This window comes from Streptomyces sp. NBC_01635, from assembly GCF_045209715.1.
GTDB lineage: Bacteria > Actinomycetota > Actinomycetes > Streptomycetales > Streptomycetaceae > Streptomyces > Streptomyces hirsutus.
Window position 1 is genome coordinate 7,337,573 of record NZ_CP109277.1, and the last position, 25,914, is coordinate 7,363,486.

Annotated in this window: 21 protein-coding genes and 3 pseudogenes; 10 read left to right on the forward strand and 14 right to left on the reverse strand. The window is 70.8% G+C overall.

The genetic code is table 11. The features are described from left to right. Window positions 1–135 precede the first annotated feature (135 nt). The 4 genes from OHB56_RS34130 to OHB56_RS34145 form a co-directional block, all read right to left on the reverse strand. Window positions 136–756 (reverse strand): HD domain-containing protein, encoded by a 621-nt coding sequence (locus OHB56_RS34130; RefSeq protein ID WP_406357554.1) that lies wholly within the window; start codon window positions 754–756, stop codon window positions 136–138. 28 nt (window positions 757–784) lie between these two features. Further along, on the reverse strand, window positions 785–3,655 hold the full coding sequence (locus tag OHB56_RS34135) for an ABC transporter substrate-binding protein (RefSeq protein WP_406357556.1): 2,871 nt from the start codon (window positions 3,653–3,655) through the stop codon (window positions 785–787). A 315-nt stretch (window positions 3,656–3,970) separates the two neighbouring features. Further along, window positions 3,971–4,120 carry a transposase gene (locus OHB56_RS34140; protein ID WP_406359269.1) on the reverse strand — a complete coding sequence of 50 codons (150 nt, stop codon included), beginning with the start codon at window positions 4,118–4,120 and terminating at the stop codon, window positions 3,971–3,973. Window positions 4,121–4,251: 131 nt separating this feature from the next. Further along, window positions 4,252–4,869, reverse strand: a complete 618-nt coding sequence (locus OHB56_RS34145) for a DUF1707 domain-containing protein (RefSeq protein WP_406357558.1) — start codon at window positions 4,867–4,869, stop codon at window positions 4,252–4,254. Window positions 4,870–4,906: 37 nt separating this feature from the next. On the opposite strand from OHB56_RS34145, the gene OHB56_RS34150 reads away from it, so the two are divergent. After that, window positions 4,907–5,179 carry a hypothetical protein gene (locus OHB56_RS34150; RefSeq protein ID WP_406357560.1) on the forward strand — a complete coding sequence of 91 codons (273 nt, stop codon included), beginning with the start codon at window positions 4,907–4,909 and terminating at the stop codon, window positions 5,177–5,179. A gap of 22 nt (window positions 5,180–5,201) precedes the next feature. Here OHB56_RS34150 and OHB56_RS34155 read toward each other — a convergent pair whose 3' ends face one another. Together OHB56_RS34155 and OHB56_RS34160 are read right to left on the reverse strand one after the other, a co-directional pair. Continuing rightward, a complete protein-coding gene (locus tag OHB56_RS34155; RefSeq protein ID WP_406357562.1) occupies window positions 5,202–5,459 on the reverse strand; it encodes a DUF397 domain-containing protein in 258 nt (85 codons plus the stop codon). Continuing rightward, the gene (locus OHB56_RS34160) at window positions 5,456–6,241 is read right to left on the reverse strand and encodes a helix-turn-helix domain-containing protein (protein WP_406357564.1); all 786 of its coding nucleotides are present in this window, start codon (window positions 6,239–6,241) and stop codon (window positions 5,456–5,458) included. The genes OHB56_RS34155 and OHB56_RS34160 overlap by 4 nt, the downstream gene beginning before the upstream one ends. A 238-nt stretch (window positions 6,242–6,479) precedes the next feature. On the opposite strand from OHB56_RS34160, the gene OHB56_RS34165 reads away from it, so the two are divergent. Then, complete coding sequence (locus OHB56_RS34165) at window positions 6,480–6,935, forward strand: ATP-binding protein (RefSeq protein ID WP_406357565.1); 456 nt, start codon at window positions 6,480–6,482, stop codon at window positions 6,933–6,935. Here OHB56_RS34165 and mmuM read toward each other — a convergent pair. Continuing rightward, window positions 6,832–7,746, reverse strand: coding sequence for a homocysteine S-methyltransferase (mmuM, locus tag OHB56_RS34170; protein WP_406357567.1), 915 nt, complete (start codon window positions 7,744–7,746; stop codon window positions 6,832–6,834). The genes OHB56_RS34165 and mmuM overlap by 104 nt on opposite strands. 142 nt (window positions 7,747–7,888) lie before the next feature. Between mmuM and OHB56_RS34175 the strand changes: the two genes are divergently transcribed. From OHB56_RS34175 to OHB56_RS34185, 3 genes and pseudogenes are all read left to right on the forward strand, one after another. Next, window positions 7,889–8,722 carry a class II glutamine amidotransferase gene (locus tag OHB56_RS34175; protein ID WP_406357569.1) on the forward strand — a complete coding sequence of 278 codons (834 nt, stop codon included), beginning with the start codon at window positions 7,889–7,891 and terminating at the stop codon, window positions 8,720–8,722. Between the two features lie 184 nt (window positions 8,723–8,906). Continuing rightward, window positions 8,907–10,046 (forward strand): family 43 glycosylhydrolase, encoded by a 1,140-nt coding sequence (locus OHB56_RS34180; RefSeq protein WP_406357571.1) that lies wholly within the window; start codon window positions 8,907–8,909, stop codon window positions 10,044–10,046. 1 nt (window position 10,047) lies between these two features. Continuing rightward, window positions 10,048–10,416, forward strand: a pseudogene (locus OHB56_RS34185) (beta-xylosidase); the annotation flags it as partial. A gap of 16 nt (window positions 10,417–10,432) precedes the next feature. Here OHB56_RS34185 and OHB56_RS34190 read toward each other — a convergent pair. Further along, window positions 10,433–11,719, reverse strand: a complete 1,287-nt coding sequence (locus OHB56_RS34190; RefSeq protein WP_406357573.1) for an RNA-guided endonuclease InsQ/TnpB family protein — start codon at window positions 11,717–11,719, stop codon at window positions 10,433–10,435. A 240-nt stretch (window positions 11,720–11,959) separates the two neighbouring features. Here OHB56_RS34190 and OHB56_RS34195 point away from each other — a divergent pair. The 3 genes and pseudogenes from OHB56_RS34195 to OHB56_RS34205 all read left to right on the forward strand — a co-directional run. Then, a pseudogene (locus OHB56_RS34195) lies at window positions 11,960–13,012 on the forward strand (RICIN domain-containing protein); the annotation flags it as partial. Between the two features lie 41 nt (window positions 13,013–13,053). Further along, window positions 13,054–13,542 (forward strand): annotated as a pseudogene (locus OHB56_RS34200) (isocitrate lyase/phosphoenolpyruvate mutase family protein); the annotation flags it as partial. Window positions 13,543–13,612: 70 nt separating this feature from the next. Then, window positions 13,613–14,032, forward strand: a complete 420-nt coding sequence (locus tag OHB56_RS34205; RefSeq protein WP_406357575.1) for an NUDIX hydrolase — start codon at window positions 13,613–13,615, stop codon at window positions 14,030–14,032. Here OHB56_RS34205 and OHB56_RS34210 read toward each other — a convergent pair. Both OHB56_RS34210 and OHB56_RS34215 read right to left on the reverse strand, forming a co-directional pair. Continuing rightward, entirely contained in the window at window positions 14,019–14,777 is a 759-nt protein-coding gene (locus tag OHB56_RS34210) for a hypothetical protein (protein ID WP_406357577.1), read from the reverse strand. The genes OHB56_RS34205 and OHB56_RS34210 overlap by 14 nt on opposite strands. 51 nt (window positions 14,778–14,828) lie before the next feature. Continuing rightward, window positions 14,829–16,271: a hypothetical protein gene (locus OHB56_RS34215; protein ID WP_406357579.1), complete on the reverse strand. Its 1,443-nt coding sequence runs from the start codon at window positions 16,269–16,271 to the stop codon at window positions 14,829–14,831. Between the two features lie 458 nt (window positions 16,272–16,729). Between OHB56_RS34215 and OHB56_RS34220 the strand changes: the two genes are divergently transcribed. Further along, window positions 16,730–18,475 (forward strand): PHP domain-containing protein, encoded by a 1,746-nt coding sequence (locus OHB56_RS34220; RefSeq protein ID WP_406357581.1) that lies wholly within the window; start codon window positions 16,730–16,732, stop codon window positions 18,473–18,475. Then, window positions 18,472–19,005 carry a hypothetical protein gene (locus tag OHB56_RS34225; protein ID WP_406357583.1) on the forward strand — a complete coding sequence of 178 codons (534 nt, stop codon included), beginning with the start codon at window positions 18,472–18,474 and terminating at the stop codon, window positions 19,003–19,005. The genes OHB56_RS34220 and OHB56_RS34225 overlap by 4 nt, the downstream gene beginning before the upstream one ends. Window positions 19,006–19,252: 247 nt before the next feature. On the opposite strand, the gene OHB56_RS34230 is transcribed toward OHB56_RS34225, so the two are convergent. The 4 genes from OHB56_RS34230 to OHB56_RS34245 all read right to left on the reverse strand — a co-directional run bounded on the left by OHB56_RS34230 (window position 19,253) and on the right by OHB56_RS34245 (window position 25,637). Then, entirely contained in the window at window positions 19,253–22,174 is a 2,922-nt protein-coding gene (locus OHB56_RS34230) for a glycoside hydrolase family 2 TIM barrel-domain containing protein (RefSeq protein ID WP_406357585.1), read from the reverse strand. Between the two features lie 274 nt (window positions 22,175–22,448). Then, on the reverse strand, window positions 22,449–23,267 hold the full coding sequence (locus tag OHB56_RS34235) for a carbohydrate ABC transporter permease (RefSeq protein WP_326755588.1): 819 nt from the start codon (window positions 23,265–23,267) through the stop codon (window positions 22,449–22,451). 119 nt (window positions 23,268–23,386) lie between these two features. Beyond that, entirely contained in the window at window positions 23,387–24,349 is a 963-nt protein-coding gene (locus OHB56_RS34240; protein ID WP_406357588.1) for a carbohydrate ABC transporter permease, read from the reverse strand. 22 nt (window positions 24,350–24,371) lie between these two features. Continuing rightward, window positions 24,372–25,637 (reverse strand): ABC transporter substrate-binding protein, encoded by a 1,266-nt coding sequence (locus OHB56_RS34245; protein ID WP_406357590.1) that lies wholly within the window; start codon window positions 25,635–25,637, stop codon window positions 24,372–24,374. Window positions 25,638–25,914: the final 277 nt, after the last annotated feature.

Here is a 25,914-nt window from a genome sequence, read left to right on the forward strand (position 1 = left end):
GAGGCCCTGTCGTCGTTGTCGTACGCACCCGACCCCGTTGACTTCAACTCGCCTGCGCGGTCGGGTGATTGCCTCGCGCACGTGTACGGCGACAAGGGCTGTCGCGGCAGCCCGTGCAGGGACGGCCAACGGCGATCACGGGCGGACGCCCACGCTCCCGTCCTCGTCCACGCCTCCGCCCGGCACCGGGCGGGCGAGGTCGGGGTCGCCGAACTCGGTGCGCAGGGCCTGGAAGGCGGTCACCTTCTCCTCGCCGAAGCGGCGGACCTGGGCGGCGTACTCGTCGGGGGAGAGGAACGCCGCCGGCCTGGACTTGCTGTGGAACTTGTCCGCGTACATCACCAGCCGCTCCTCCCGCGTCGCCGCCGTGTAGTCCGCGGGAGGCAGGGGGAGGCCCTGGCGCACGATGTCGTGCCGGGTGATCCCGACTCCGGTGTGGTGGGAGCAGAACCGGCACAGGGCCTCGGGGAAGCCCTCCGCTTCGAGGATCTCCTGGCCGAGCAGTCCATGGCGGACGTAGCTCTTGTGGTCCAGCCGGCCGTCGTCCCCGTAGAGGCGGTAGACGCCGATGTCGTGGAGGAGACAGCCGGCGCGGACCAGGCCGGCGTCGAGGTGGGCGAGGTGCGGCGCGGAGAGGAACTGCTCGGCGATGCTCCAGACGATCTCGCAGTGGGTGTGGACGAGCGCGAACGCCTCGGCGGTGGGCGCGTGCTTCTCGTGCAGCGCGCGGATCTCTTCGGGCCCTGGAATCCTCATCCCGGAAGCCTGGTCATCACTGTTCCGTTCACTTGATCGGGCACTCCTTCACGTCGAGCGGCTTGATGTCGCCGGCCGTTCTGCTGCACAGGACCTCCGCCTCCGAGACACCGGCCGGGGTCCTGCGGACCCGCTTGATGAGGATGCTGTGGCCGTGCCGTTCGCCGTACAGGGGCGCGTCGGTGAAGTCGATCGTCCCGGTGGCCATCCTGTCGAGCTTGACGCTCCTGAGGTTGACCCAGGTCGCCGCGCGGCTCTGGGGCACGTCCTCGCGGCTGGCCGCCCAGTACAGCGCACGCGTGGCGTCGTGGGAGAGAGCCGTCTGACCGCTGGCGAAGTCGGGGCTGGTGTACGGGAGCCGGTCCTGCTCGATCCAGGTGAGGTGGCGGGCGGCGTCCTCGTAGAAGGCGGTGGAGGGCGCGGCGTCCTCCAGCTCGGCCAGGGCCGCGTGGTACAGCGTGATCTGCGGGGCCACGCCGTCGCTGCCGCCCGTACCGGAGAACCTGGCCTTGCTCAGGTCGTCGCCCGTGAGGATCGAGATCTCCTGGTCCGCGCAGCCCGGCTGGGTGCTCAGCTGGGTCATCAGCGGTCCGACGTCCTCGACCCGTCCGGCGAAGTAGATCACCGAGGGGACGTTCTCCCCCTGGCAGATGCGCTCCGCGTGCAGCCGCAGCTCGGGATCGCCGTTCACCACCCGGTACTCCTGGGTGGGCAGCATCCGGAACCTTTCCCGCTCCAGCATCTCCCCGCCGTAGGCGGCCTGCTCGCTGGTGTAACGGTCCTGCGAGCCCTTGAGGTCGCGGGCCAGCACCAGGGCGTACGTGGCCCTGCCGGGGGTGCGCAGCTGCCGGGCGACGTGACCGAGTGCCTCAGCCTGGTGCTCGTCGGGAACCGCGAGACTGAACCAGTTGGAGAACTCCTTCGGAAGGTAGCTCGCCGAGTTGGTGCCGGAGACGATGGGCACCTCCGCCGTGTGGAGCCGGTCCGTCACGTCGGGGCTGCTCTGCAGGTCACGGCCGAAGCCGACGACACCGACGAAGGTCGGGTCGCGCTCGGCGTACGCGGCGATCGCCTCGGCCGTCTCCCTCTGGTGTCCCATGTCCGCGCCGCCGTTGGCGAGCAGCACCCGCATCTTCACCGTGTGGTTCTCGTTGACGACGCGCTGGGCGAGGTACACGCCGGTCAGCTCCTCGACGCCCTTGACCGGTGAGGGGTTCACCTTGGAGGAACTCAGCGGTCCCGCGTACACCACCGTGACGTGGGTGCCGGAGTGGTTGCGCAGCACCCTGGCGTTCTCGTCATGGATCCGGTTCTCCAGTTCGCGCAGTCTTTCGCCCTGCTCGTCGGCCTCCTCGTCGCCCGTGTCCCGGAGGTACGCGCCGAACCGGACGTCCCCGGTGGCTATCCCGACGCACTCCGTGCCGGTGCCGGGCGCGGAATACCGTTCGGTGTCGCGGTTGGCGGTCAGCAGGCCCGCCGAGCAGTACGTCCGGTGCAGTTCGTAGGAGTGGACACCGCCCGCGGTGCAGACGAGGACGAGGGCGAGGGCGAGGCTGTACGCCGACCACACCACGCGGACCAGGGGCAGCCGGTGCCCGGCCCTGACACAGCGCCGGTCCGTCTCCCGCAGCTGCACCAACTCCTCGCGGGGCAGCGGAATCCTGAGCACCCAGGGCAGGGCGTTCGTCCTGCTCGGCGACTGGTCGGCCCGGAGGTTGCCGGCCCATTCGTCGTACCAGTTCCGCAGCCGCTGCTGGAGCCGCGAGGGCTGGTACCGGGACGGTGACGGGGAGACCTGCGGACTTCCGTCCGCGCCGCGGTCGAGCAGCGGCGCGTCGTCCGCCGCCACACCCGCCACGATCAGCAGCGGGTCGAGTTCACTGCGCCGGCTGCGGACGTCGCTGACCGCCTTGATCAGTTCGATGCCGCCGTTCTCCCGCCCCGTCCGGCGCAGGAACAGCACCGGCGGACGCGTCCGCTTGAACCCCCGCAGATCCCAGCTGCCGCGCCGGTGGTTGCTCCGCAGGTCCTCGAGGAGCGCCAGTACGTACAGCTGGAGGGGGAACGGGCCGCCCTCCCGCATGGCCTCGGCCACGTCGTAGGCGCGGGCCGCGATGGCCTTCCAGGAGTGGACGGGCCGCAGCAGCCGCACACTGGTCGACTGACGGCGGGCGGCGGACTGGAGGAACGTCGTGGTCAGGAACCACCGGCTCTCCCCGCGCAGCCACAGGAAGAGCGGGGCGCGGCCGGGGACGTGGTTCAGGACGGCGAGCAGGACCATCAGCCCGATGCCCGCCAGGACGGCGATGTACCACTCGGGGCGGGTGAGCAGCGCGGTGAAGGCGCCCAGGACGCCCATGGGGAGGAACTGCTGCACGTCGGTGAGCAGGATCTGCCGGCGCGGAGGTCTGCGGGGACGCCAGCGCTGCCGGGCCAGGATGCGCAGCAACTGGGCCCGGGCCCGCTCCCGCTGGGCGTTTCCCTCCGGAGTGCCGGCGGGAGCGGTCGGCCAGTGCTCGCGCATCTCCGGGTCGTCGGTGGCCTCCTGGAGGGCACGGACCAGGCTGAGGCGGGGGAAGGAGTAGGGCCGGTAGGCGGCGGACCGGTCGCCCCACTTCCTGGAGTCGCCGAGATCGCGCACCAGCTGTGCGGCCCGCGCCGTGGGACTGCTGTTCCCCGGCTGCGACCGAGGCTGCGGCTCGGTCGAGGCGACGGCCAGGCGCATGCCGTGCTGCCGCTGCCCTTCGCGCAGTTCGTCGACGAGTTCGGTGACCCGGTCGTCGTCGGCGGGATCCTCGGCATGCAGCACGATCACCGGCATCGGAGGATCGCTCGTCCGGAAGTCCTGGACCAGCGACTCCAGTTGGCGTTGGACGTCGATTCCCGCCTCGGTCGACATACCCGGGTGGCCGCCCGAACAGTCCTGAGGGAAAATCTGATCACGGCCGTGCACGGACACCCCCCGGTGGTCGTCAGACGCATGTGTCACAAGCGCTCGGTGAGGATAGCGCTTGCCCCCGACAACCGCTCCCGACGGGACGGCGATCCGTCGGCGGCGGTGACGGTGACGGCGGCGCCCGGGACGGGCGGGCGGTACGCGGTACGGCGGCCCTCCCTCTCCTCGCCCGGCGGTGTGCTGGTGGGCCCGGCAGATCGTGGAATCGACCGATACCTTCCACGCGAAGTGACCGGCAGTATCGGCCTCGACCTGCGACTACTTCAGGACGCCGGCCCAGGTGCCGTCGATCTGCCGGCGGCGGAAGAGCGTGTATGCGGTCTCCCACGGACGGGACCGCTCAGGTATGTCCCGCCACGGCGAGCCCGTGCGAGTACGCCACCATTCCGTCGAAGACCTGCCGCCGATCCCGTGACGGTCGCCCCATCGTCGGTATCGGCGGCAACAGCCTTTCCCACCGCACCCACTGTTCGCCCGTCAGGTCGCCACGAGCCATTCCAAGATCGTTTCAGATCTTGATCAGCACCTCGGCACGCGCCCTAGCCCCGCGTCGGGTTGCCGTCCAGCTTGCGCCGTTCCCAACGGTTGGGGTGGCGGATGACCACTCCCGCCATGCCGCCGGACCCGGTGAGCCGGATCAGCGGAGTTCCCGGGAGCCGGTCGGGAGTGGTCTTGTCCCTCAAGCCGCCGACGCCGGGATCCATGCCGCTGGTGTCCGCGGCCCAGCCGTCGGGGATGACGATCGTGACACCGGATGTCTCCCCGTACGCCTCCACCGCGACCTCCGTGAGGCGGCACTCGGCCCGGGTGAAGTCAAGCTTCACACCCCCCAAGCCTCCGTGAGCGATCACGTGCCCGGGAACCTCCCAGCGCCCGGGGCCTCGAGACGCGCCGTACATGCCGCCCTTGAGGACCAGCGGCGGCAGGCTCCCAGAGGAATCCAGCCTCGGCAAGTCGGCGGTCAGGACGGCCAACTCGGCGTACGTCTTGGACTTCAGCGCCTGCTCCAGGCGCGAATCCAGCTCGTCGAGATCGATCCGTCCCTCGGCTGCCGCATCGCGCAGCTGCTCCACCACTGCTTCCCGGTCGTCGTGAGAGGCGCGGAGCTCTCCTGAGGGAACAGGGCGCGGAGAGGGCTCCGGAGGCTGGGCAGTCATGGCCACAAGGATAAGCAGCCGGCGGACTGAGCGGACTGTGACCGCACATCTCGAACACTGCCCCAGGGGCCGAGGTGCGGTCGAGACGGGTGCGGGGGAATGGCGGCTGTTTGCCTGCGGCGGCGACGAGGCGCTGTACTGCGAGCACCGTATGTCGTTCTCCGAGTGGCTCTACCGGTATCTGGTCGGTGAGGACATGTTCGATCGGGGCAGTGGTGTCTTCCACCCTGGCGCGATCGTCTTCAAGAGCATGCCGAAGAGCGAAACGGACATCATGGCCAGCCGGGAAGGCCCTGACCGCGGCAGGTGAGGGGCCGGCGCTACGCCTATGCCTACGCCGTGCTGGTGTGCTCCGACGGTACGGGCAAGAACGCGGTCCAGGTTTCCGGGGTGACGGTGAGGTGGGGTGCGTCCGGGGTCTTGGAGTCGCGGATGTGGATGGCGGTGGGGTGGGCGGCTACTTCGAGGCATTGCCCGCCTTCGCTGCCGCTGTGAGTGGACTTGTGCCAGGTGTAGGCGACTTCGATGCAGTTGCCGCCTTCACTGCCGCTGTAGCTCGACTTGAACCATCGAAGTGCGGTGCTGCTCATTGCTCTCCCAGGAGACGGTCCAGTAGGTCCCTTGTGTCCTCGGGGGTGAGGGCCTGTGACCGCAGCATCGCACATTTCTGCGTCAGGATCGCCACCTCGTGCGGGTCAGCGATGAGTTGGCTGCCGCGCTGATTCTCGGTGTACGCGAGCCGCTGATGCTCTGGTGTCTCCAGCAGGACGAATGGGCCGTCGAGGGAGGCATGAGAGGTGCGCTCCAGTGGCAAGACCTGAAGCATGAGCCCAGGGAATTCAGAGCATTCACGCAGGTGACTCAGCTGCTCGGCCCAGACTGTTCTCCCGCCGAACGGGGCCTGAAGCACAGGCTTCCAGACCACGAAACACGTGATAGGCGGCTCCTTTTCCTGCAGGATTTGCTGACGCTTGATGCGTGCCGTGATCAACTGCGAGATCTGTTCCTCGTCATACACCGGTACGCGGCTACGGAAGACCGCTCGTGCGTACGCCTCCGTCTGAAGCAGGCCCGGCACCACCTGATTCTCGTAGGAGGAGATGGCGATGGCTTCCCGCTCCCTATCCAGGAATTCCTCCGCCCACAGCGGCACCAGGTCCACCTCCGGCATGTGAGCCAGCGCAGCCGTCAACGCGCCCTTGGTGTCCAGGAGGTCGTCCAGTTGGTCTGCGAGGTCCGGCTTCAGGGGGCGTCTGCCCTGTTCGATCGACGCGATCTGCTGCTCGCTGACGACGAAGTGTTCGCCCAGGGAGCGCTGTGTGTGGCCCGCCGCTTCGCGGAAGGTGGCGAGCAGGGCTCCCACCATCTTCATCGCGGACGCGTTCCTGCGTGACCGGGACCGTGGTCTTGCCGTGGTGCTCATAGGGTCGAACTCCCCACCCGCGCGTGTACGTTCACTGTCGCGCAGGCGTACATGCAGGACGTACGGGTGCGCGGACTGTTTCAGGATGGGTACGGAGCGTGACTCTCGTCCTGTGAATCAGGAAACTTCACCCTTGTCGCAAGCTTCCCTCCCGCTTGAGCGGTTCTTTCGGCGTGAGCGTCGGTCCGTGCCCGACGCGCGGGCGTTCGCGTGCCGGGTGCTTGCGGAGTGGGGCATGCGCGGGCGCGAGGACGATGTGCTGCTGTGCGTCGGCGAACTCGCCACCAACGCGCTGGTACACGGTGTGCCGCCGGGCCGTGGCTTTCTGCTGCGGATGGTGCCGTACGGCGAGGGCGCCGGTGACCGTGGTGTGCGGGTCGAGGTGCATGACAGCGGGGGCGGTGTGCCGGCCGTACCGGAGGCCGGGGACATGTCGGAGCCGGGGGAGAGCGGGCGCGGGCTGCTGCTCGTGAGTGAGCTGGCGGACAAATGGGGAGTGGGAGAGCGGGACCCCGGGAAAGCCGTCTGGTGCGAGTTCGCTACGCCGGGCGTCGTAGCGTCGCGGCGAGCGCCGAGATCGTCTTCGGACCCACCCGGCAGCAGCCACCGATCAGCCGAGCCCCGGACGCGCGCCACCCCGTGACCTGCTCGGCGGTGAACGTGGCGGGGCCCGTCCACGCGCGTGCCCCGGCGTCCCAGGTCTCGCCGCTGTTGGGGTAGACCACGACCGGTTTGCCGGTGACACGGGCCGCGAGGGCGACCGAGTGGTCTGCGTCCTCCGGGGCGCAGCAGTTCACGCCGACCGCGATGACCTCGTCCACCTCGGCGGCGAGCGCGAAGGCGTCGGACAGAGGCTGGTCCGCGCGGGTGCGGTCGCCCGTCGCCGAGTAGGACAGCCAGGCCGGGATGCCGAGGCCGGGCAGGATCCGCAGCAGGGCCTCGGCCTCGTCGGTGTCCGGGATCGTCTCCAGGGCGAGGGCGTCGGGCTCCGCGGCGGCCAGGGCCTCCATGCGGGGGCGGTGGAAGCGCTCCAGCTCGGCCACGGTCAGGCCGTACCGGCCCCGGTACTCGGAGCCGTCCGCGAGCATCGCACCGTACGGGCCGACGGACGCCGCCACCCACAGAGGGCGGGCCGCCCCGGCTCGCCGGGCTGCCGTGCGGGCCGACTCGACGCTCAGGGCGAGCAGGGCGGCGGCCCGGTCGTGGTCGATGCCGCGTCGCGCGAAGCCTTCGAAAGTGGCCTGGTAGCTGGCGGTGATCGCCACGTCCGCGCCCGCCTCGAAGTAGGCGAGGTGCGCCTCGGCGATCGCCCCGGGGTCCTCGGCGAGCAGCCGCGCCGACCACAGCTCGTCGCTCAGGTCGTGCCCGGCTGCCGCCAGCTGGTTGGACATGCCGCCGTCGAGGACGACCGTGCCCCCCGCGAGGGCGTCGGTGAGGGACGGGGTACCGCTCATACCGACGACGGTAGCCGAACCGTGGGCCGGGGCCTGCCGCTCGCCCACCTGCCTCGCAGCTCTCATGGCTCTCGCAGCGCGCCTGTGCGGGAGGGCTGGGATCCTGAAGGGAGACGGCCCGCGGTCGGGAAGGCGGTGGACGATGTGCCGGTGGCTCGCCTACTCGGGCACCCCCATCCTGCTCGGCAGCATCCTCTACCGGCCGAAGCACTCGCTGATCGATCAGAGCCTGCACTCCAAACTGGGCGTCGAGACGACCAACGGCGACGGGTTCGGGGTGGGGTGGTACGGGTCCCACACCGACACCCCGGCAATCGTCCGGGCGATCGGTCCGGCCTGGAGCAACCGCAATCTGCGGGAGATCGCCGACCATGTCCGCTCGCCCCTGTTCTTCGCCCATATCCGGGCGTCGACCGGCTCGTCGGTGCAGGAGACCAACTGCCACCCGTTCCGTCACGGCCGCTGGATCTGGATGCACAACGGCGCGATCGAGAGCTTCGACCGCACCCGGCGCGACCTCGCCCTGGCCGTCGATCCGGAGCTCTTCCTCTCCATCGAGGGGTCTACGGATTCCGAGCTGATGTTCTACCTGGCGCTCACCTTCGGCCTGGAGCGGGACCCGCCGGGCGCGGTCGCGCGGATGGCGGGCCTGGTGGAGCGGGTCGGGCGGGAGCACGGTGTGGAGTTCCCGCTGCAGATGACGGTCGCGGTGACCGACGGCCAACGGCTGTGGGCGTTCCGCTACTCGACCCGGAAGGCGTCCCGTTCGCTCTTCTACAGCACCCGTGTGGAGACGCTGCGCTCCCTCCATCCGGACGTGGCGTTCCTGCGTGAGGTCTCCGACGAGACCCGCCTCATCGTGTCGGAGCCGCTCGGGGAGCTGCCCGGCGCCTGGAACGAGGTCCCCGAGGGCAGATACGGCATCGTTCAGCCCGAAGGCGACGTGATGCACCGCTTCGTCCCTCGGGCTGCGTAGGGGCGGGCCCCGGTGGGGGTAACGAGCCTTGGTGGGAGCGGGCGGGACGACTTCGTCCCGCCCGGCCCGTTGACCTGTCCGTGACACACCTTTACCTTGTCGGCGTTCGCCATACCAGATGTCGTTCGCAATATCGAACCATTCCGTGATCGCGAGCACCCTCCCACCGTGAGAGGCAGACCGCATGAGCCGCGCCGCCGACGACCTGCCCGACCCGCCCCGCTCGTCACCACCCCCCGCCCGCAGGCTGTTACTGAAGGGCGCCCTCGCCGCAAGCGCCCTGGCCGCCACCGCCCCCGCGGTGGCCCACGCGGCCGCCCCCGCCGATTCCGCCGCCCCCGCCGACGGGCCGAAGGCGGCGGCCCTCTACACGAACCCGCTCGTCCGCAACCGCGCCGACCCGCACATCACCCGGCACACCGACGGCTTCTACTACTTCACCGCCACCGCGCCCGAGTACGACCGGATCATCCTGCGCCGCTCCCGCACCCTGAACGGGCTCGGAAGCGCCGCCGAGTCCGTGATCTGGCGGGCGCACCCCACCGGTGACATGGGCGCCCACATCTGGGCGCCGGAGATGCACCGGGTCGCCGGCAAGTGGTACGTCTACTTCGCCGCCGCGCCCGCCGAGGACGTGTGGGCCATCCGCATCTGGGTGCTGGAGAACGCCCACCCCGACCCCCTCCGGGGCACCTGGGTCGAGAAGGGGCGGATCAGGACCGCCTGGGAGACCTTCTCCCTGGACGCCACCACCTTCACCCACCGCGGCACCCGCTACCTCGCCTGGGCGCAGCACGAGCCCGGCATGGACAACAACACCGCCGTCTGGCTCTCCGAGATGGCCGACCCCTGGACCCTGACCGGGCCCCAAATACGGCTCTCCACACCGGAGTACGCCTGGGAGCGCATCGGCTTCAGGGTCAACGAGGGGCCGTACGTGATCCAGCGCCACGGCCGGGTCTTCATGACGTACTCGGCCAGCGCCACCGACGCCAACTACTGCATGGGTCTGCTGACCGCCCCCGCCGACAGCGACCTCATGGACACCGCGAGCTGGTCCAAGTCGCCCGTCCCCGTCTTCACCAGCAACGACACGACCCGGCAGTACGGTCCCGGGCACAGCTGCTTCACCGTCGCCGAGGACGGCCGCAGCGACGTCCTCGTCTACCACGCCCGGCAGTACAAGGAGATCAGCGGGGACCCGCTCAACGACCCGAACCGCCACACCCGCGTCCAGACCCTTGGCTGGAAACCGGACGGCACCCCGGACTTCGGCATTCCCGTGGCCGACGGAACCGGAACGACCAGTGGCACGGGGGCGTGACATGAGACGCCTGTACGCGGTTCTGCTCGCCTTCTGCCTCGCCCTCGCCGGCGCCCTCGTCACCGCCGGGCCCGCGCAGGCCGCACCGCAGACGATCGGCAACGGCGTCCGGTTCACCGATGTCACCGGGAATCCCGTGCACGCCCACGGCGGCGGGATCATCAAGGTCGGCGCGTACTACTACTGGTTCGGTGAGCACCGCAACGACGACAACACCTTCCGGTACGTCGACGCCTACCGTTCGGCCGACCTGAAGAACTGGGAGTTCCGCAACCACGTCCTCACCGAGGCCAGCGACCCGGAACTCGCCACCGCCAACATCGAGCGGCCCAAGGTCATGTACAACGCGGCCACCGGCACGTTCGTGATTTGACATCCTCCTCCTCTTAAAAGAGGGGGATTCCGACCCGGGTGGGTCGAGGTTCACGGGTGCTCGAGCGGCCGGTGGCCGCTGTCACCCCTCCGGCACCGGCTGCACGCCGGGGGCGAGGGATCCCGCCCTGTCCTGCCGCGACGTTGACCGCTGCGTTCTCATCCGCGTGGCAACTGAACCCGCAGGACGCGCAGACGAACTCGGCTTGGTTCTTGCGCGAGTTCTTCTCGATCCATCCGCAGGCGCTGCACCGCAGCGAGGTGTAGGGGGCGGGGACGTCCTCCACCCGCCCGGGAGCCTTCTCCCCGGTCCGGCGGCGCAGCAGGCCCCAGCCCTGGGCGAGGATCGCCCGGTTCAGTCCGGCCTTCTGCCTCACCCGTGTACCGGGGTGTTCGATGGTCCCCTTCGCCGAGCGGGTCATGGTCGTGATGTTCAGCTTCTCGAACCGGATCAGACGGTAGGTGCGGGCGAGCATGGTGGAGGTCTTCTCGCACCAGTCCTTGCGCCGGGCCGCCTCCCGGGCCTTGAGCCCGGCCACCTTCGCGTACTCGGCGGCCTTGGCCTCGCTGCCCCTGGGAGCGCGGGTCGCTCTGCGCTGGTGCTTGCGGACCCGGGCCCGCTCGCGGGTGGTGAGCTGCGGGCAGTTCAGCTTTTGTCCGTCGGAGAGGGCGGCGGTGATCGTCACGCCCCGGTCGATACCGACGATCGTGTCCGTGCCGGGCGCCTCGATGGGGTCGGGGATGATCGCGAAGGCGATGTGCCACTGCTGGTTGCGGAAGGTGACCCGAAAGGTCTTCGCCACCGGCAGTTCGGTGCGGGTGAGGCGGAAGCGGACCCAGCCGCAGCCGGGCACCTTCACCCGCGCCCACCGCCGATTCAGCCTCTGCACCACCACCGAGCGGCCCATGACCTGCCTGCCCTGGGAGTTCAGCTTCGGGGTGCCGTCCGGATGGGACTCCGGGACCCGGTCGGTGCCGATCACGCGGAAGCCCTCGTGCACATGCTTCCTGCGCCAGGTCGGCTCACCGAACCCGGAAGCGAACCGGGCGTTCTTAGCCTTGGCGAAGTCCTTCAGCGCCTGCTGCTGCACATCCGCGTTCCCGGCACGCAGCCAGTCGTTGTCCCGCCGGGCCTCGGTGAGCTGGCGGCACTGCTCGGCGAACCCGGGAGCGGACCTGCGCCCCGGTTTCCAGTACGCGTGCTGCTCAACGGCCAGGTTCCACACGTACCGGGCGTGCGCGCAGTGCCCGAGCATGACGCCCGCCTGCTCACCCGTCGGGTACATCCGGAAACGTGACATGCCGCCCAACCTAGCCCCGCCACTCGCTCGCCTCTTCGTATCCGGCCCTGCTCACCCGAACGAGCGACCGACTCCACCACCCGCAGCCGCGCATGCCACACCTACCTTGAAGTCAAACCCACCGCCACCACCCCCGGAACGCCGCATCGCCCTGGAGACGTTGCGGCCACCTCTGCCCCGCTCCGCGGGACCGGGCATTCACCCCGGCCCCGAAGGACCGGGCACCCTGCCCGACAAGAAAGGTGGATGCACAAGGAGAACGGCTCCGACTACAGCGAGGCCCGCGCCGCCGTCGCCGTCTCCGACACCGTGGACGGCGACTACGAGTGGCGGGGCAGCTTCCGCCCGCTGGGACAGCACATGTCCCGCGACCTCACCGTCTTCACCGACACCGACGGCACCGGCTACATGGTCTCGGCCGCCCGCGAGAACTACGACCTGCACCTCTACCGGCTGACCGCCGACCACACCGGCATCGCGAGCCTGGTGGCCAACCCGTGGCCCGGCGGCCACCGTGAGGCGCCGGTCCTGTTCAAGCGGGGCGGCGTGTACTTCATGCTGACCTCCGGCGCCACCGGCTGGAACCCCAACCAGCAGCAGTACGCCACCGCCACCAGCCTCGCCGGCCCTTGGTCGGCGATGCGTAATGTGGGGGATGCGACCGCGTTCGGATCGCAGACCGCATACGTTCTACCGGTGCAGGGATCCTCGGGCACCTCGTACCTGTACCTCGGGGACCGCTGGGGCGACTCCTTCGGCGGCAGGGTCAACGACTCCCGGTACGTGTGGCTGCCGTTGACCTTCCCGTCCTCCACCTCGATGTCCCTGTCCTGGTCGCCCGAGATCACCGTCGACACGGCTGCCGGAACGGTCACCGGGACCTCCGCCACGTACCAGACGCTCATCGCCCGGCACAGCGGGAAGTGCGCCGACGTGACGAGCCAGTCGCTGTGGCAGGGCGCCCAGATCAAGCAGTACGACTGTAACGGCGGCGGCAACCAGCGGTTCTGGTTCAAGCCGGTCGGCAACGGATACCACCAACTCGTCGTGCGCAACAGTTCGTTGTGCCTCCAGGAGAACGCGAGCACCGTCACGCAGGAGAATTGCTCCGCCTCCACTGCGGCCACCGCCCAGCAGTGGTCGCTCTCCACCACCGGCTCCTATGTGTCCCTCGTGTCCCGGGCGACCGGCGAATGCCTCGACGTGTCCGGCGGCGCGACCGCCAACTCGGCCGCCCTCGTCACGTACACCTGCAACGGGGGGAACAACCAGCAGTGGACACACGGGGCATGAGTACGCGTCGGAGAGGGCCGGCCGGGGCTTTCGTCGCAGGCGCGGTGGCCGCCGCGAAGATCGCCGCGGTGCGGGCGGCGGCCCCCGGACTCTTCGTCAACGCCCGCACCGACACCTACTGGGCCGCCGGTCCCGACACGGGCGACGGCACCAGGCGGGAGGACACCTTCCGTCGGCTCGACGCCTATCGACAGGCCGGTGCCCACGGCGTGTTCGTGCCCGGTCTCACCGATCCCCGCGAGATCGCCGGCCTGGTGCGCCGGCTCGACGTGCCGCTCAACGTCCTCTACTCGCCCACCGGCCCCTCCGTCCCGCAGCTCGCCGGTCTCGGCGTGCGCCGGATCAGCCTCGGATCCCTGCTGTACCGGCGGGCGCTGGGTGCCGCGGTGGAGGCCGCGACCGACGTCCGGGAAGGACGCGCGCCCACCGGCACCGCACCGGCCTACGCGGAGATCCAGGCGCTGAGCAGGGACTCCGTACGGGGCGTGGCCGACGCCACTGCATCCCCCGAAGGGCCCTGGTACGGTTGACGCTTTCGCGGGTATCAGAACCCTTGTACTCATCTCCGGCGAGAGACCGAGGGACCGAGGAACCATGGGCATGGACATCCCCGGCGACAAACGGCTGGCGGCAGCGGTCGTGACGGATGACGAGGGGCGCGTGCTTCTGGTGCGCCGCAGTGAGCACGAGAGATTCCTGCCCCGGGTGTGGGGCGTCCCGTGCGGCAAGCTCGAACCGGGTGAGAGCGCCCCGGACGGTGCGCTGCGCGAGCTCAAGGAAGAGACCGGCCTGCTCGGTGAGATCGTGCGCAAGGTCGGCGAATCGTCCTTCCTGAGCGAGTACGCCGGGCACGAGGTCAAGAACTGGCAGGAGAACTTCCTGGTCCGCCCGCTGTCCCGGGACGTCGTGCTGCCCAGTCCGGACCAGGACCACGCCTGGCTCCGCCCGTCCGAACTGACCGGCGTCGACATCGACGCCTACAACCTGGACATCGTCCGGCAGGCGCTCACGGCCTCCTGAGCAGGTCCGCCAGGAAGCCGAGAGACTCCAGATAGCCCGGTACGTTCATCGGCGCCTTCGGGACCGCGCCCGCGTGCGGGCCGCCCGGGGTGAACACATCGGTGTGCCGGCGCCTCGCACCGCCCGTCTCGAGGAACAGGGTCACCGTCGGCCCCTCCGTGTCGCACCAGGCCCGGTGCAGGGTGTGCGCCGGCAGGGCGTACGTGGTGCCCGCCGCGTACCGGCCCAGATGCGTCAGCCGCAGCCGCGCCGGACCCGCCGGTTCCAGCAGCCAGTCCGCCGATCCCTCGGCCAGCGACTCCTCGAAGCGGGCCGCCGCGAGGGAGCCGCCCCCAGCCCCGGCCCGCCCCGCGTCCCGCCCTTCGGGCACTTCCTCGTACAACTCCGTCCACAGCCGGCCCCGCACGACATGTGAGGCCAGCACCGAGCGATGGTTGTGGATGTCCTCCCGGCCCGTGCCGCCCGCACCCGCGTGCCACACGTGGGCGCGCAGCATGTGCTGTGGTCCGGCGTCGACCAGCAGCAGTTTGTCGAAGCCGAGGACGTGCCGGTACGACAGCAGGGCCGCCGCCCCGGGATCGCCCTCGCCGCAGGCGAGTTCGGCGACCAGCTCCCACAGGCGCTCCGGCGAACCGAGTTCGTCGACGACCGCGTAGGCCGCGGCCACCTGGTCCCGCTCGGGCAACGCACCGTCCAGGGATTCGGCCAGTAACCGCCGTGCCGCCAGGACCTGTCGACCACCCATGCACACTCCGCCCTTCCGGCTCCCACTCGGCGCGCGAACCCGTTTTACGGGTCAACGCGCGGGAGCCGCTTCGTCCGGTCGGTACGTCCACACCGCGTGTGCGCGCAGTGCCGACACACCTTGATACGTCATCCACATGGGGCACCGCAGCTCCGTGCTCTCGCCCCGCCCCCAGGTCCAGATGCCGTCCCGCTGCCCGGCCCGTACACAGGCGGCCGCGCCGTCCAGCAGCTCCCGCCAGGTCTCCTCCCGGCCGTCCCGCCGGGCCACCTCCAGCGAGCCCCCGCACAGCAGGGCGCGCACGACCCAGGACGCGGTGAAGAGCCGTACGTTCAGCACCTCGTGGCGCGCCGGGTCGTCGGGGCGGGGACGGCGGACCTCCTCCCGGCTGTTCTCCAGGTCCCGGCAGACGTGGTGCGGTGCGTCGGGGCAGGACAGCAGCCAGCGCACGCCGTCCTCACGGGCGGCCCGCACCTCCGGGCTCTCGCCCAGGACGCGTGCTGCACGGTCGAGCGCGAGCACCGCCTGCGCGGTGTGCACCGCTGACGGGCGTCCGTGCGGCGAGTCGAGCCGGTAGCCCCAGCAGCGCAGACGGTCCCGGTGCGGATCGCTCACCGCCCCCTCGACGAGCGCCTCCCGCAGTACCGGCAGGGCGTCGCACTCGGGCGCGGCGCGCAGCAGCCCGCGCAGCACCGTCGTCATCACGTGGGTCGACTCGCGTCCCGCGCGGTCGGCGTCCTGGGTGAAGGCCGCCGTGCAGAGGTCCACCTCGCGCGCCAGCCGGCCGCCCCGGGACGCCCCCGCGCGGGCCAGCGCGCCCAGCACCAGCGCGGTCACCTCGGGACGCGCCCGCGCGCCCTGCGACCGGGCCGACCAGCCGCCGCCGGGAAGCCGCAACCGCCAGAGCGTGTCGGCGAGTTCGCCCGTGGAGAGGCGCCCGTCGGTCGTTCCCAGATCCAGCATGGTCTGCAGCCCGTACGCCGTCCCGACCGAGGTGGGGCGGGACGGGGAGCTCTCGCCCAGCGAGTGCGACCAGCCGACGAGCCGCCCGCGCTCCGGATCGTCGACGACCGACACCTCGCCGACGAGCGTGTCGTAGGTGGCCGCGAAGAGCTGCGGAAGCGGGCCGGGGGCGTGGCCGCCGGCCGGGGGAACGGTTCCGGGCGTGGGCTGTGGCAGCGGTCGCGGCGCCGGTGCTGTCGCGCGGGCCCGCAGCAGGGCCGCCGTGAACCATGCGGAGAGCGCGGTGCCGAGGCCGCCCACCGAGGCGATCAGGTACTTCGCGGCCTCCCCGCCGACGGAGGCGGGCAACACCTCGAACAGGAACTGGAACACGGCGTATCCGGCCGCCGCGCAGCCGAGTCCGCCCAGCGGGCCCACGGACCGGATCGGCCGGGATGTCCCGTCGTCCGGGCCGGAAGGGGTGGGACCATCCGGGGGAGTGGGCCGCAACGGACCGCGGCCGAGCTGCTGTGGGGACAAGGCGTGCTTCATCCCCCTCCCGCTGGGCGGCATAGGACATCCGCGTGCGTTCCATTTTAGGGAAACGGCTCCGACTCAACGTCCGTACCGCTGTTTTCGCCGTCTCACACCCGGCACGACCGCCCGATGCGTGACGGCAGCCCGTGACGGCGGTGGTGACGGCAATGATGACGAGGCGCGTGACCGGGATGCCTGCCGCCTGCCTCGTGCCGGTGCGCGGCACCGCATCTTCGGCGCGGGGCACGGAAAACGCCCTGCGCCCCACGGCATCCATGAGGTGCGGCCCGCGGTGTCCGGACCGCGACCCGGGGCGACCGGAGGGGCGGGCGCGGTGAGCCGCCGCACCAGGGGCATGTGCCGATCACCCCCATGTCGTACGACGTTCACGCGGTGCCCCCATCCTCCACACGCGGCGTGATCGCGCCGCGGAAGGCAGCCGCCCCCACCGGTGGCATCCAGGAGGCACGCACATGGGACACGGGCACACACACGAGCACGGTCACGCGCACGGCCACCACCCCCACCACCACGGGGACGACCACCGGCACGAGGCGACGGCGCCACTGCCCGCCGCCTTCGACACCTCCGTGCCCGACGAGGCCCTCTCCCCGGAGCAGAAGTCGCGCCGCACCCTCCTGCGCCGGGCCGGGCTGCTCGGCGCGGGCCTCGCGGCCGGCAGCGTGCTGTCCACGGGCACCGCGGCCGCCGCACCCGCCCGGTCCGGCGGGAACAGCCGCGGCAGCGGCCGGGGCAAGGACAAGGGCTTCCTGTGGCTGGCCGGTGACCACCACATCCACACCCAGTACAGCAGTGACGGCAAGTACCGCGTCGTCGACCAGGTCCGCCAGGGCGCCAAGCACGGCATGGACTGGCTGGTCATCACCGACCACGGCAGCGAGACGCACGCCAGGATCGGCGTGGAGAAGGTGAACCCGGACATCAAGGAGGCCCGCGCCGCCCACAAGGACACCCTGGTCTTCCAGGGCCTGGAGTGGAACATCCCGGCCGCCGAGCACGGCACCGTCTTCGTCCACCCCGGACGCAACGAGGTCGCCGTCCTCAAGCAGTTCGAGAACGACTACGACGGCAGCGTGAAGGGCACCTCCGACTCCACCCCGGCCAACGAGGCGCTCGCCGTCGCGGGCCTGGAGTTCCTCGCCGAGCAGGTGAGACGGCGCAGGATCGACGACGCCCTGATGCTCGCCAACCACCCGGCGCGGCGCGGTGTCGACTCCCCGCACGAGATCCGCGCCTGGCGCGACGCCACCCCGAAGAGCCACCAGATCGCCGTCGGCTTCGAGGGCGCCCCCGGCCACCAGGCCGCCGGTCTGCCGGGGCCCCTCGGCATGGGGCGCGCCCGGGGCATCTACGACAACAGCCCCGGCGCCAACTCCTTCGCCGGCTACCCGCTGGAGAGCTACCGCACCTGGGGCGGCTTCGACTGGATGACCGCCACCGTCGGCGGCCTGTGGGACAGCCTCCTCGCCGAGGGCCGCCCCTGGTGGATCACCGCCAACTCCGACTCCCACCAGGTCTACGCCGACACCGGGGCGCGCGGCACCGGCGGCGACTTCGCCACCGACGGCCGCTACCCGGATCCCGTGTACCACGGGCAGATCGACGTCACCCAGGGCGACTACTGGCCCGGCCAGTACAGCCGCACCCACGTCGGCGCCGACGGCTTCTCCTACGCCGCCGTCATGGACGGCATCCGCGCCGGCCGCATCTGGGTCGACCACGGCCGGCTCGTCAGCGGCCTCGACGTCCGGGTCTCCGGCGGCGGCCGCTGGGCCACGCTCGGCGGCGCGCTGCACGTGCGCAAGGGCACCAGGGTCACCCTGACCGCCGACGTGACGCTCGCCGGCGGCACCAACTGGGCGGGCTTCATACCCCAGCTGGCCCGCGTGGACGTCATCCAGGGCGACGTCACCGGCCCCGTCGCCGACAAGGACACCTTCACCGCGCCCACCGCGAAGGTCACCCGCTCGTACGACATCGGCAGGACGGCCGGCACGGTCCGCGTCACGTACGACCTCGGCCGCGTCGACCGCCCGGTGTACGTCCGGCTGCGCGGCTCCGACGGCAACCGGACCGCCGTCGGCGCGAGGGGCGCCGAGGTCGACCCGGCGGGCCCCGCCATCGACGTCGTCGGCGACGCCGACCCCTGGCGCGACCTGTGGTTCTACTCCAACCCGGTATGGGTCCTGCCCGCGTGACGCCCCACGCCCCCGCCCATGCCCACGCCCTCACCGTCGACGCGGACATCCGGGACCTGCGGGGCGCCGACCGCCTCCTCCGGCGGCTGGCAGCCGAACTGGACCTGCCCGAGGGGACGTTCGGCTGTACGCACCTGGTGCGCGGAGACCGCCCGCGCGTCGCCGTCTCCCTGTCCCTGCCCTCGGATCCGTACCTGCGCACCACGTGGGAGCGGCTCGAGGCGGACGGGCACGGAGAGCTGTCGGCCGGCCTGCCCGACGCGTTCGGCCGGGCCGTGGTCTACCCGGGGGCGTCGGCGCTCACCGGCACGACGACGGTCGCGGAACTGATCGCGGGGTCCGCGATCAGCCGGGTGACCGTCCTCGGCGCACCGGGCCCGCCCGACCCCGGGACCCGGATGGTGACACGGGACCACGTCCGCCCGCAGTGGCAGCAGGGAGAGCTCCTCCTCGCCGCCACACCGGCGAGGGGCGGCGTCCTCGTCCCCTTCGAGTCCCCGGACCCCACGCCCTGTTGCGCGGACCACTGACCGCACCGCACCCCGGCCCGCACACCCGCGCCCCCGTGCGGCCCCGCACCGCCGGGCCGCACGGGGGCGTTCGGCCGCGGACCCGGCCGGAACACCATGCGCCCGAGTGGCGGACCCGTCTCGCACCCCAAGCCCTTCTGCGGATGCCGGACCTCACCCCGGCGGTGCCTTGCTCCGGGGCGGCAGAGGTCCTGCGGAGACGGGCGTGGACTCTCCGCCTGAGACGCTGCTCGCCCGCCCGCCCGCCTCAGCCGGAACCTTGCCGCGCGGAGAAGACGAACGAGAACTCCGCGGGCCCGGCCCACAGCGCGTACTGCGGGAGCGGGCCCGGACCGCAGGACTGCGAGCCGATGCCGTGCTGGGCATGGTCGAGGTTCACCCACACCGTGTCACCGGGGACCAGGTCGGTGAGGTGCCGGGCCGCGTCGAGCTGCTCGCTCGTCCAGGGACGGGCGGTGAACCAGAACTCGGGGTCGCCCTCGATCCGGAGCCCGCCGAGCTCCACCCGGCGTACGTCGGCCCGTGCCCCGTTCTCCTGCGGGCGGACATAGGGCGTCTGCAGGTCCGGCACGCCGGCCTCCCACCGGCCCAGCCGCGACGCCGCCGAGGTGTCCGGATACGCCTCGCCGGGACCGCCGCCGAACCAGCGGACGCTCCCGGTGAGCGAGGCGTCCAGCCCGAAGCGGATCCCGAGCCGGGGCAGCGGCACCGTCCAGTCGCCCTCCGGCACGACCGACACGGCCAGCCGCACGAGGGCGCCGTCGGAGGTCCAGCGGTACGTCACCCGCAGCCCCGGCTCACGTCCGGCCGGGGCCACTCGTGTCCGCACGACCAGCGCCTCGCCGTCGCCTCCCCCCGCGCCGCCACTGCCCGCCTCCACGGCGACCGTCCGGTGCCGCATGCGGTGCAGCCCCAGCTCCCGCCAGAGCAGCCCGTACCGGGTGTCCGGCTGCCAGGGCGCGCCGTCGTCGTTGTCGGTCGTCGCCCGCCACACGTCGAGGCGCAGCCCGTCCACCGCGACACCGGCGATCGTGCGCACCGCGCCGGTACGGGCGTCGAAGGAGGCGGGGCCCAGCGTGATCCGGTCACCGTTGGCGACGGGCCGTACGCCTGGCCCGGCCCCCACGGCGGGCACGGCCGTCCGGTGGGCCACCGTTCCCTGCCCCCAGGCCACTTCGTGGCCCGCGCCCGCCCAGGGCGTGTCGTCGGCGAGCAGGGCGCGTACCGTCCAGTGGACCTCCGCGCCCCCGCCGTCCGGCGCCTCGGGCAGCTTGACCTCCGCCGACTCCCCGGGGGCGAGCGGTGCCACGGCGAGCCGGTGGGCGCCGGCCGTCTGCCCGTCCACCTGGTGGGAGCACGTGAACTCCAGGGCGGACAGGTCGGCGAAGTCGTACCGGCTGGTCACCCGCACGGTGCCGTCCACCTCACCGGCCTCGATCCGGACCGGCTCGATCACCTTCTTGTACTCGATCAGCCCCGGCGACGGCGTACGGTCCGGGAACAGCAGCCCGTCGCACACGAAGTTGCCGTCGTGCAGTTCCTCGCCGAAGTCGCCGCCGTAGGCGTAGCCGAGCTCGGGATGCCGGACGCCGTGGTCGATCCACTCCCAGACGAAGCCGCCCTGGAGCCGGTCGTACCGCTCGAACAGGTCCTGGTAGTCGGCGAGTCCGCCGGGGCCGTTGCCCATGGCGTGTGCGTACTCGCAGAGGATGAGCGGGAGCCGGCGCCTTCGCCGGGAGCCGCCGTCGAGCCCGCGGGCGACCCGCTCCACCTCGGTGTGCGGCAGATACATCCGTGAATAGACGTCCGTGTCACGGCAGTCGTGGTCGCCTTCGTAGTGCACCGGACGGGCCGGGTCCCGGGAGTGGATCCAGTCGGCCATCGCGGTCAGACCGCGGCCGGTGCCCGCCTCGTTGCCGAGCGACCACATCACGACCGACGGGTGGTTCTTGTCCCGCTCGACCATGCGGGCGGCACGGTCGAGCAGGGCGGGGGTCCAGCGTTCGTCGTCGGTGGGGTTGTCGCGCCAGTCCTGCTCGACGAAGCCGTGGGTCTCCACGTCGCACTCGTCGACGACCCACAGTCCGTACTCGTCGCAGAGGTCGAGGAAGGCGGGGTGCGGCGGGTAGTGGGAGGTGCGGACGGCGTTGACGTTGTGCCGCTTCATCAGCAGCACGTCCTCGCGCATGGTGTCCACGTCGAGCGCGCGGCCCCGCTCGGGATGCCACTCGTGCCGGTTGACCCCCTTGAAGAGGACCGCCTTCCCGTTGACCTTGATCAGGCCGTCCTCCAGGGCGACGGTGCGGAACCCGACCCGCAGCGGGACGCGTTCACCGGCCGTGGCGAGCACCCCGTCGTAGAGGCGGGGGGTCTCCGCCGACCAGGGACCGACCGGCAGCGTCACCGGCTCCCCGGTCGCGACGTCGATGCCCAACTCCGGTACGGTCACCCGCCCGTCGGTGTCGGAGTCGACGCACAGGGTGCCCTCCCCGGTGACACGGTCGTAGGAGGCGTGCACGAAGAAGTCGCCGGCGCAGCCCGCCGGCCGGTGCAGCAGCGTCACGTCACGGAAGATGCCGGGCAGCCACCACTGGTCCTGGTCCTCCAGGTACGAACCGGCCGACCACTGGTGCACGCGGACCGCGAGAACGTTCCCGGCCGGCTTCAGCAACGCCCCGACCGCGAACTCGTGGGGCAGCCGCGATCCCTTGAACTCCCCGATGTCCGTGCCGTTCAGCCACACCCGGGCACAGGACTCGACCCCGTCGAAGCGCAGCACGGCGTCGTCGCCCTCGGCCGGGGCGGGCCAGTCCTCCGGAAGGTCGAAGACGTGCAGATGGTCGCCGGTCGGGTTCTCGGTGGGGACGTAAGGCGGATCGACGGGGAACGGGTAGAGGTGGTTCGTGTAGGCGGGGGCCCCGAAGGCGCCGTCGCCCTGGAGGACCCAGTGACCGGGGACGGTCACCTCCGCCCAGTCGCCGGCGTCGTAGCCGGGAACGGCGAACGCGTCGTCCTCGGCGTCCGCCGTCGCCGACAGGCGCAGCCGCCACCTGCCGTTCAGTGAAAGGGACACCGCGTCCGAGGACGCGTACCGGGCGCGTGGGGGAAGGGTCCCGCGGCCGGGGGAGACGTCCTCGACGTAGTCGGTCGCGGTGGTGCGCAAAGACATCGGTCTCCTAGGGGCTGTCCGGCGGATCAGGCCGGAGGGTGCTTACGGTGCCTGTCCAACGAAGGGGAGCGGGGGCCTGTGCGTGCAGCCGCACGGCGGAGGAGGGAGTCGAGGGGATGGGGGTCCCCCCTGCTCATGGGGGTGCCCCCGCTCGAGCGAAGCCGAGAGTGGGGGAGGAGCCGAGAGCTCGGGGGAGTCGGCGAGTGACGACAACGCGGCAGCTGTGCGTGCCGGCCCCCGCGTCTCCGGCCTGAGCCGCCGGACAGCCCTTGACTCAGCCCTTGATGCCGGTCTGTGCGATGCCCTGGACGAGCCAGCGCTGGAGGAACAGGAAGACGCAGACCAGGGGCAGGATGGAGATGGCCGTGGCCATGAAGATCAGATGGAAGTTGACGGTCTGGTTGGTCATGTAGGAGGAGAGGGCGACCTGGACGGTCCAGGCACTCGGGTCCTGACCGATGACGAGTGGCCACAGGAAGGAGTTCCAGCCGCTGATGAAGGTGATCGTCGCGATGGCGGCGAAGAAGTTCAGCGAGTTCGGAACGACGACCCGCCAGTACGCGCCCCAGTAACCGAGCCCGTCCACCCGTGCCGCCTCCTCCAGCTCTCGGGGGAACCCCAGGAAGTACTGCCGGAAAAGGAAGCAGGTGAAACCGCTGAAGAGGCCCGGGATGATCAGACCCCGGTAGCTGTCCACCCAGCCGAGGGACGACACGAGGACGAAACTGGGCACGAAGGTGACCGCCGTCGGCACCATCAGGGTCCCCAGAACGGCGTAGAAGACCTTGTTGGCGTGCTGGTACGGGATGCGGGCCAGCCCGTATCCGGCGAGTGAGCAGACCAGCAGGGTGCCGACGGTATGCAGGATCCCGACGACCGCCGAGTTCCAGAGCGACCGGGCGAAGTCGACCGTCGGGTCGTCGAACGGCTCGGTGATGTTGCCCCACTGGATGTCCGACGGGAAGAACGCCCACTCCTCGCCGGTGATCTCAGGATCGGTGGACAGGGCGTTGCGGACGATCAGGTAGAAGGGGACGAGGAAGAGGAGCGCGGCGAGGCAGGTCGCGGCGTACAGGCCCGCGGACCCGAGCACGCTGCCGCGCGAACTGCCCGGCCTGCCCGGCTTGCCCGCCCTGCCCGTGGATCGTCCCGGTCTCCGGGGCGACCCCTTTGCCCCTGGTTCCGCCGCCTTCGGTGCGGGTGTGTCGGCGGTCACCTGGCGTCCTCCCCCCGGCCGAAGCCCATGAACCGGCCCTGCAGCAGCGTCACCAGGCAGATCAGCAGCGTGAGGATCAGCGCGCCCGCGCTGCCCGCGCCGTAGTCCTGGTTGTCGCCCAGGGCCTTGTAGTACAGCTCGACCAGCGGCGGGCGCCCCCACGTGGTCTTGTTCAGCAGGTTGAAGAACTCGTCGAAGGCCTGGTACGCGGCCACGAGCAGCAGCAGGACCACGGCCGTCGACGTCGCGCGCAACTGCGGCAGGGTGATGTACCGGAACGTCTGCCAGCCGGGCCTGGCCCCGTCGATGGCTGCCGCCTCGTACAGCTCGTGCGGGATGTTCTGCAGCGCGGCCAGGAACAGGATCATGTAGAAACCGGCCTGGAGCCACAGCCGTACGGTCACGATGACCAGCCAGTACCAGGGCGGGTTCGGGTCGGCCAGCCACGCGGTGTCGTCCACGCCGAACACGCCGAGCACGGTGTTCGCCAGACCGAAGCGGACCCCGTTGAAGAGGGACATCTTCCAGATGAGCGAGGCGGCGACATAACTCACCGCCGTCGGCAGGAAGAAGACCGAGCGGAAGAAGGCCCGCATGAACCGCAGCCGGTTCACCGCCAGCGCGAGCGCCAGCGACAACGCCCAGGTGGTCGGGACGATGAGCGCCGCGAACACCGTGAAGGTGCCGAGGGATCCCATGAACTGGTCGTCCGTCAGCATGACCCGGTAGTTCTCGAAGCCGATGAACTCGCTGGGCGTGACGGTGAACCGGGCCTCGAAGAAGGACAGCCACGCGCTCCACAGGATCGGCACGTAGACGAAGATCAGCAGGCCGAGGAGGAAGGGCCCGGTGAACAGCCAGAAGTTGAAGGTGCCGCTGGTCCGCAGCGGCCGCCGCGGCCGGGGGGAGCCCTTGGCCGGGGCGGGGCGGGCGGCACCGCGCGCGGTGGTGGTCGACATCTCGTCGCTGCCCGTCCGCGGTCTATCCGAACAGCTTCTGCAGCTCGCGGTCGACCGTCGCGTCGGCCTTGTCGAGCGCGCTCTCCGGGTCACCGCCCTTGCGGACGCAGTCGGCGAGGACGTCCTCCAGGGCGGTGATCATGGCCTGTGTCCAGCCGATGTTGTCGAAGTGCCCGAACTCGTTGAACAGCCTGACGCCCTCGGCCGGCAGACCCGACGTGAGCTTGTCGGCGGACCGGGCGATCGAGGTGCGCGGCGGGATGTGGAAGCCGTAGGAGAGCGACCAGTCCTCCTGGTACTCCTTCTGGTCGATCCACAGCCATTTCACGTACTCCTTGGCCGCCTCGACGTTCTTGCCCTTCGCGTTGACGAACATCGACCAGCCGCCGTTGGTGACTGCCTGCTTGCCCGTGTCGGTGACCTTCGGGAAGGGGAAGATCCCGAGATCGTCACCGAGCGCCTGCTGCATCTGCGGCATCGCCCACATGCCGCACCACTGGATGGCGGTGAGCCCCTGGTTGAGCGCGGAGGGGTCCCAGAAGTCGGTCGGCGCGTCGAGCAGCAGATCACCGCTGGTGAAGAGCTTGCGCAGGGTGCGGAACCCCCCGACCACCCCGTCCGTGTGGTAGGCGATCTCGTTCTTCTCGTCGAGGGTGTCGGCGCCGGATGCCCAGATCATCGGGTTGACGATCGGGTGCAGGGTGTTTCCCAGGTAGATTCCCTTGACTTTGTCCGTGGTCAACTCTGCCGCGGTCGCGAGGAGTTCGTCGAGCGTGGTGGGGACGCCCACGCCGGCCTTCTCGAACATCGACTTGCGGTAGAAGAAGAACTGCGGGTCGTCGATCATCCGGACCCCGTAGATCTTCCCGTCGACGGTGTGCGACTGGATGTCGGCCGGGTTGAAGTCGTCCTGCACCGGCTCGACCAGGTCGGTCAGGTCCGCCACCTGGCCGCTCTTGACGAGCTGGATCTGCGGATGGAACTCGAAGACGTCCGGGGCCTTGTCGGTGAGCAGGGAAGCGAACAGTTTGCTCTCGAAGTTGGAGCCCGTGATCCACTGCGTGGTCACGTCGGCCTCCTCGTAGGCCTTGGCGTAGCGCCTGATGGCCTGTTCGGTGCCGGCCTCGCCGTAGGCGTGGAAGTACTGGACCAGACGCTTGCCCGACCCCGGCCCGCCGTCCCGGCCGGTGTTGCCGCCGCACGCGGCGAGCCCGCCGGCGGCAGCCAGACCCATGGCCGCCCGCAGTACGGAACGGCGGTCCCAGTGGTGAGTACTCCATGCCGACATGTCGACGTCCTTGTCTCGAGTACGGCTCGAAAGGCAGGTGGGGCGGGCGGAGCAGGTGGCCCGGACGGGTGCGGGGAAGTGCAGGCGGCGCTGGCGGTACGGGGCGGTGCACGCGGAGCAGCGGGATCTGCGGTGAACGGCGGACGGCTTCCGGCGGTGGTGCGGCGGTGGTGCGGCGGAGGGCGCGGAAACGCCTGCGGTGCCGGACGTTAACCTTCGGCTAAGGCTTCGGCAAGGGGTTGGACAAAGCCCGCACGAAGCGTTGCGCACCGTTCGG

Excerpts from the sequence above, each read along its gene's own strand:
- OHB56_RS34130 (WP_406357554.1), bottom strand. The coding sequence starts at position 756 with ATGAGGATTCCAGGGCCCGAAGAGATCCGCGCGCTGCACGAGAAGCAC.
- OHB56_RS34135 (WP_406357556.1), bottom strand. The coding sequence starts at position 3,655 with ATGTCGACCGAGGCGGGAATCGACGTCCAACGCCAACTGGAGTCGCTG.
- OHB56_RS34145 (WP_406357558.1), bottom strand. The coding sequence starts at position 4,869 with ATGACTGCCCAGCCTCCGGAGCCCTCTCCGCGCCCTGTTCCCTCAGGA.
- OHB56_RS34155 (WP_406357562.1), bottom strand. The coding sequence starts at position 5,459 with ATGAGCAGCACCGCACTTCGATGGTTCAAGTCGAGCTACAGCGGCAGT.
- OHB56_RS34160 (WP_406357564.1), bottom strand. The coding sequence starts at position 6,241 with ATGAAGATGGTGGGAGCCCTGCTCGCCACCTTCCGCGAAGCGGCGGGC.
- mmuM (WP_406357567.1), bottom strand. The coding sequence starts at position 7,746 with ATGAGCGGTACCCCGTCCCTCACCGACGCCCTCGCGGGGGGCACGGTC.
- OHB56_RS34175 (WP_406357569.1), top strand. The coding sequence starts at position 7,889 with ATGTGCCGGTGGCTCGCCTACTCGGGCACCCCCATCCTGCTCGGCAGC.
- OHB56_RS34180 (WP_406357571.1), top strand. The coding sequence starts at position 8,907 with ATGAGCCGCGCCGCCGACGACCTGCCCGACCCGCCCCGCTCGTCACCA.
- OHB56_RS34190 (WP_406357573.1), bottom strand. The coding sequence starts at position 11,719 with ATGTCACGTTTCCGGATGTACCCGACGGGTGAGCAGGCGGGCGTCATG.
- OHB56_RS34205 (WP_406357575.1), top strand. The coding sequence starts at position 13,613 with ATGGACATCCCCGGCGACAAACGGCTGGCGGCAGCGGTCGTGACGGAT.
- OHB56_RS34210 (WP_406357577.1), bottom strand. The coding sequence starts at position 14,777 with ATGGGTGGTCGACAGGTCCTGGCGGCACGGCGGTTACTGGCCGAATCC.
- OHB56_RS34215 (WP_406357579.1), bottom strand. The coding sequence starts at position 16,271 with ATGAAGCACGCCTTGTCCCCACAGCAGCTCGGCCGCGGTCCGTTGCGG.
- OHB56_RS34220 (WP_406357581.1), top strand. The coding sequence starts at position 16,730 with ATGGGACACGGGCACACACACGAGCACGGTCACGCGCACGGCCACCAC.
- OHB56_RS34230 (WP_406357585.1), bottom strand. The coding sequence starts at position 22,174 with ATGTCTTTGCGCACCACCGCGACCGACTACGTCGAGGACGTCTCCCCC.
- OHB56_RS34240 (WP_406357588.1), bottom strand. The coding sequence starts at position 24,349 with ATGTCGACCACCACCGCGCGCGGTGCCGCCCGCCCCGCCCCGGCCAAG.
- OHB56_RS34245 (WP_406357590.1), bottom strand. The coding sequence starts at position 25,637 with ATGTCGGCATGGAGTACTCACCACTGGGACCGCCGTTCCGTACTGCGG.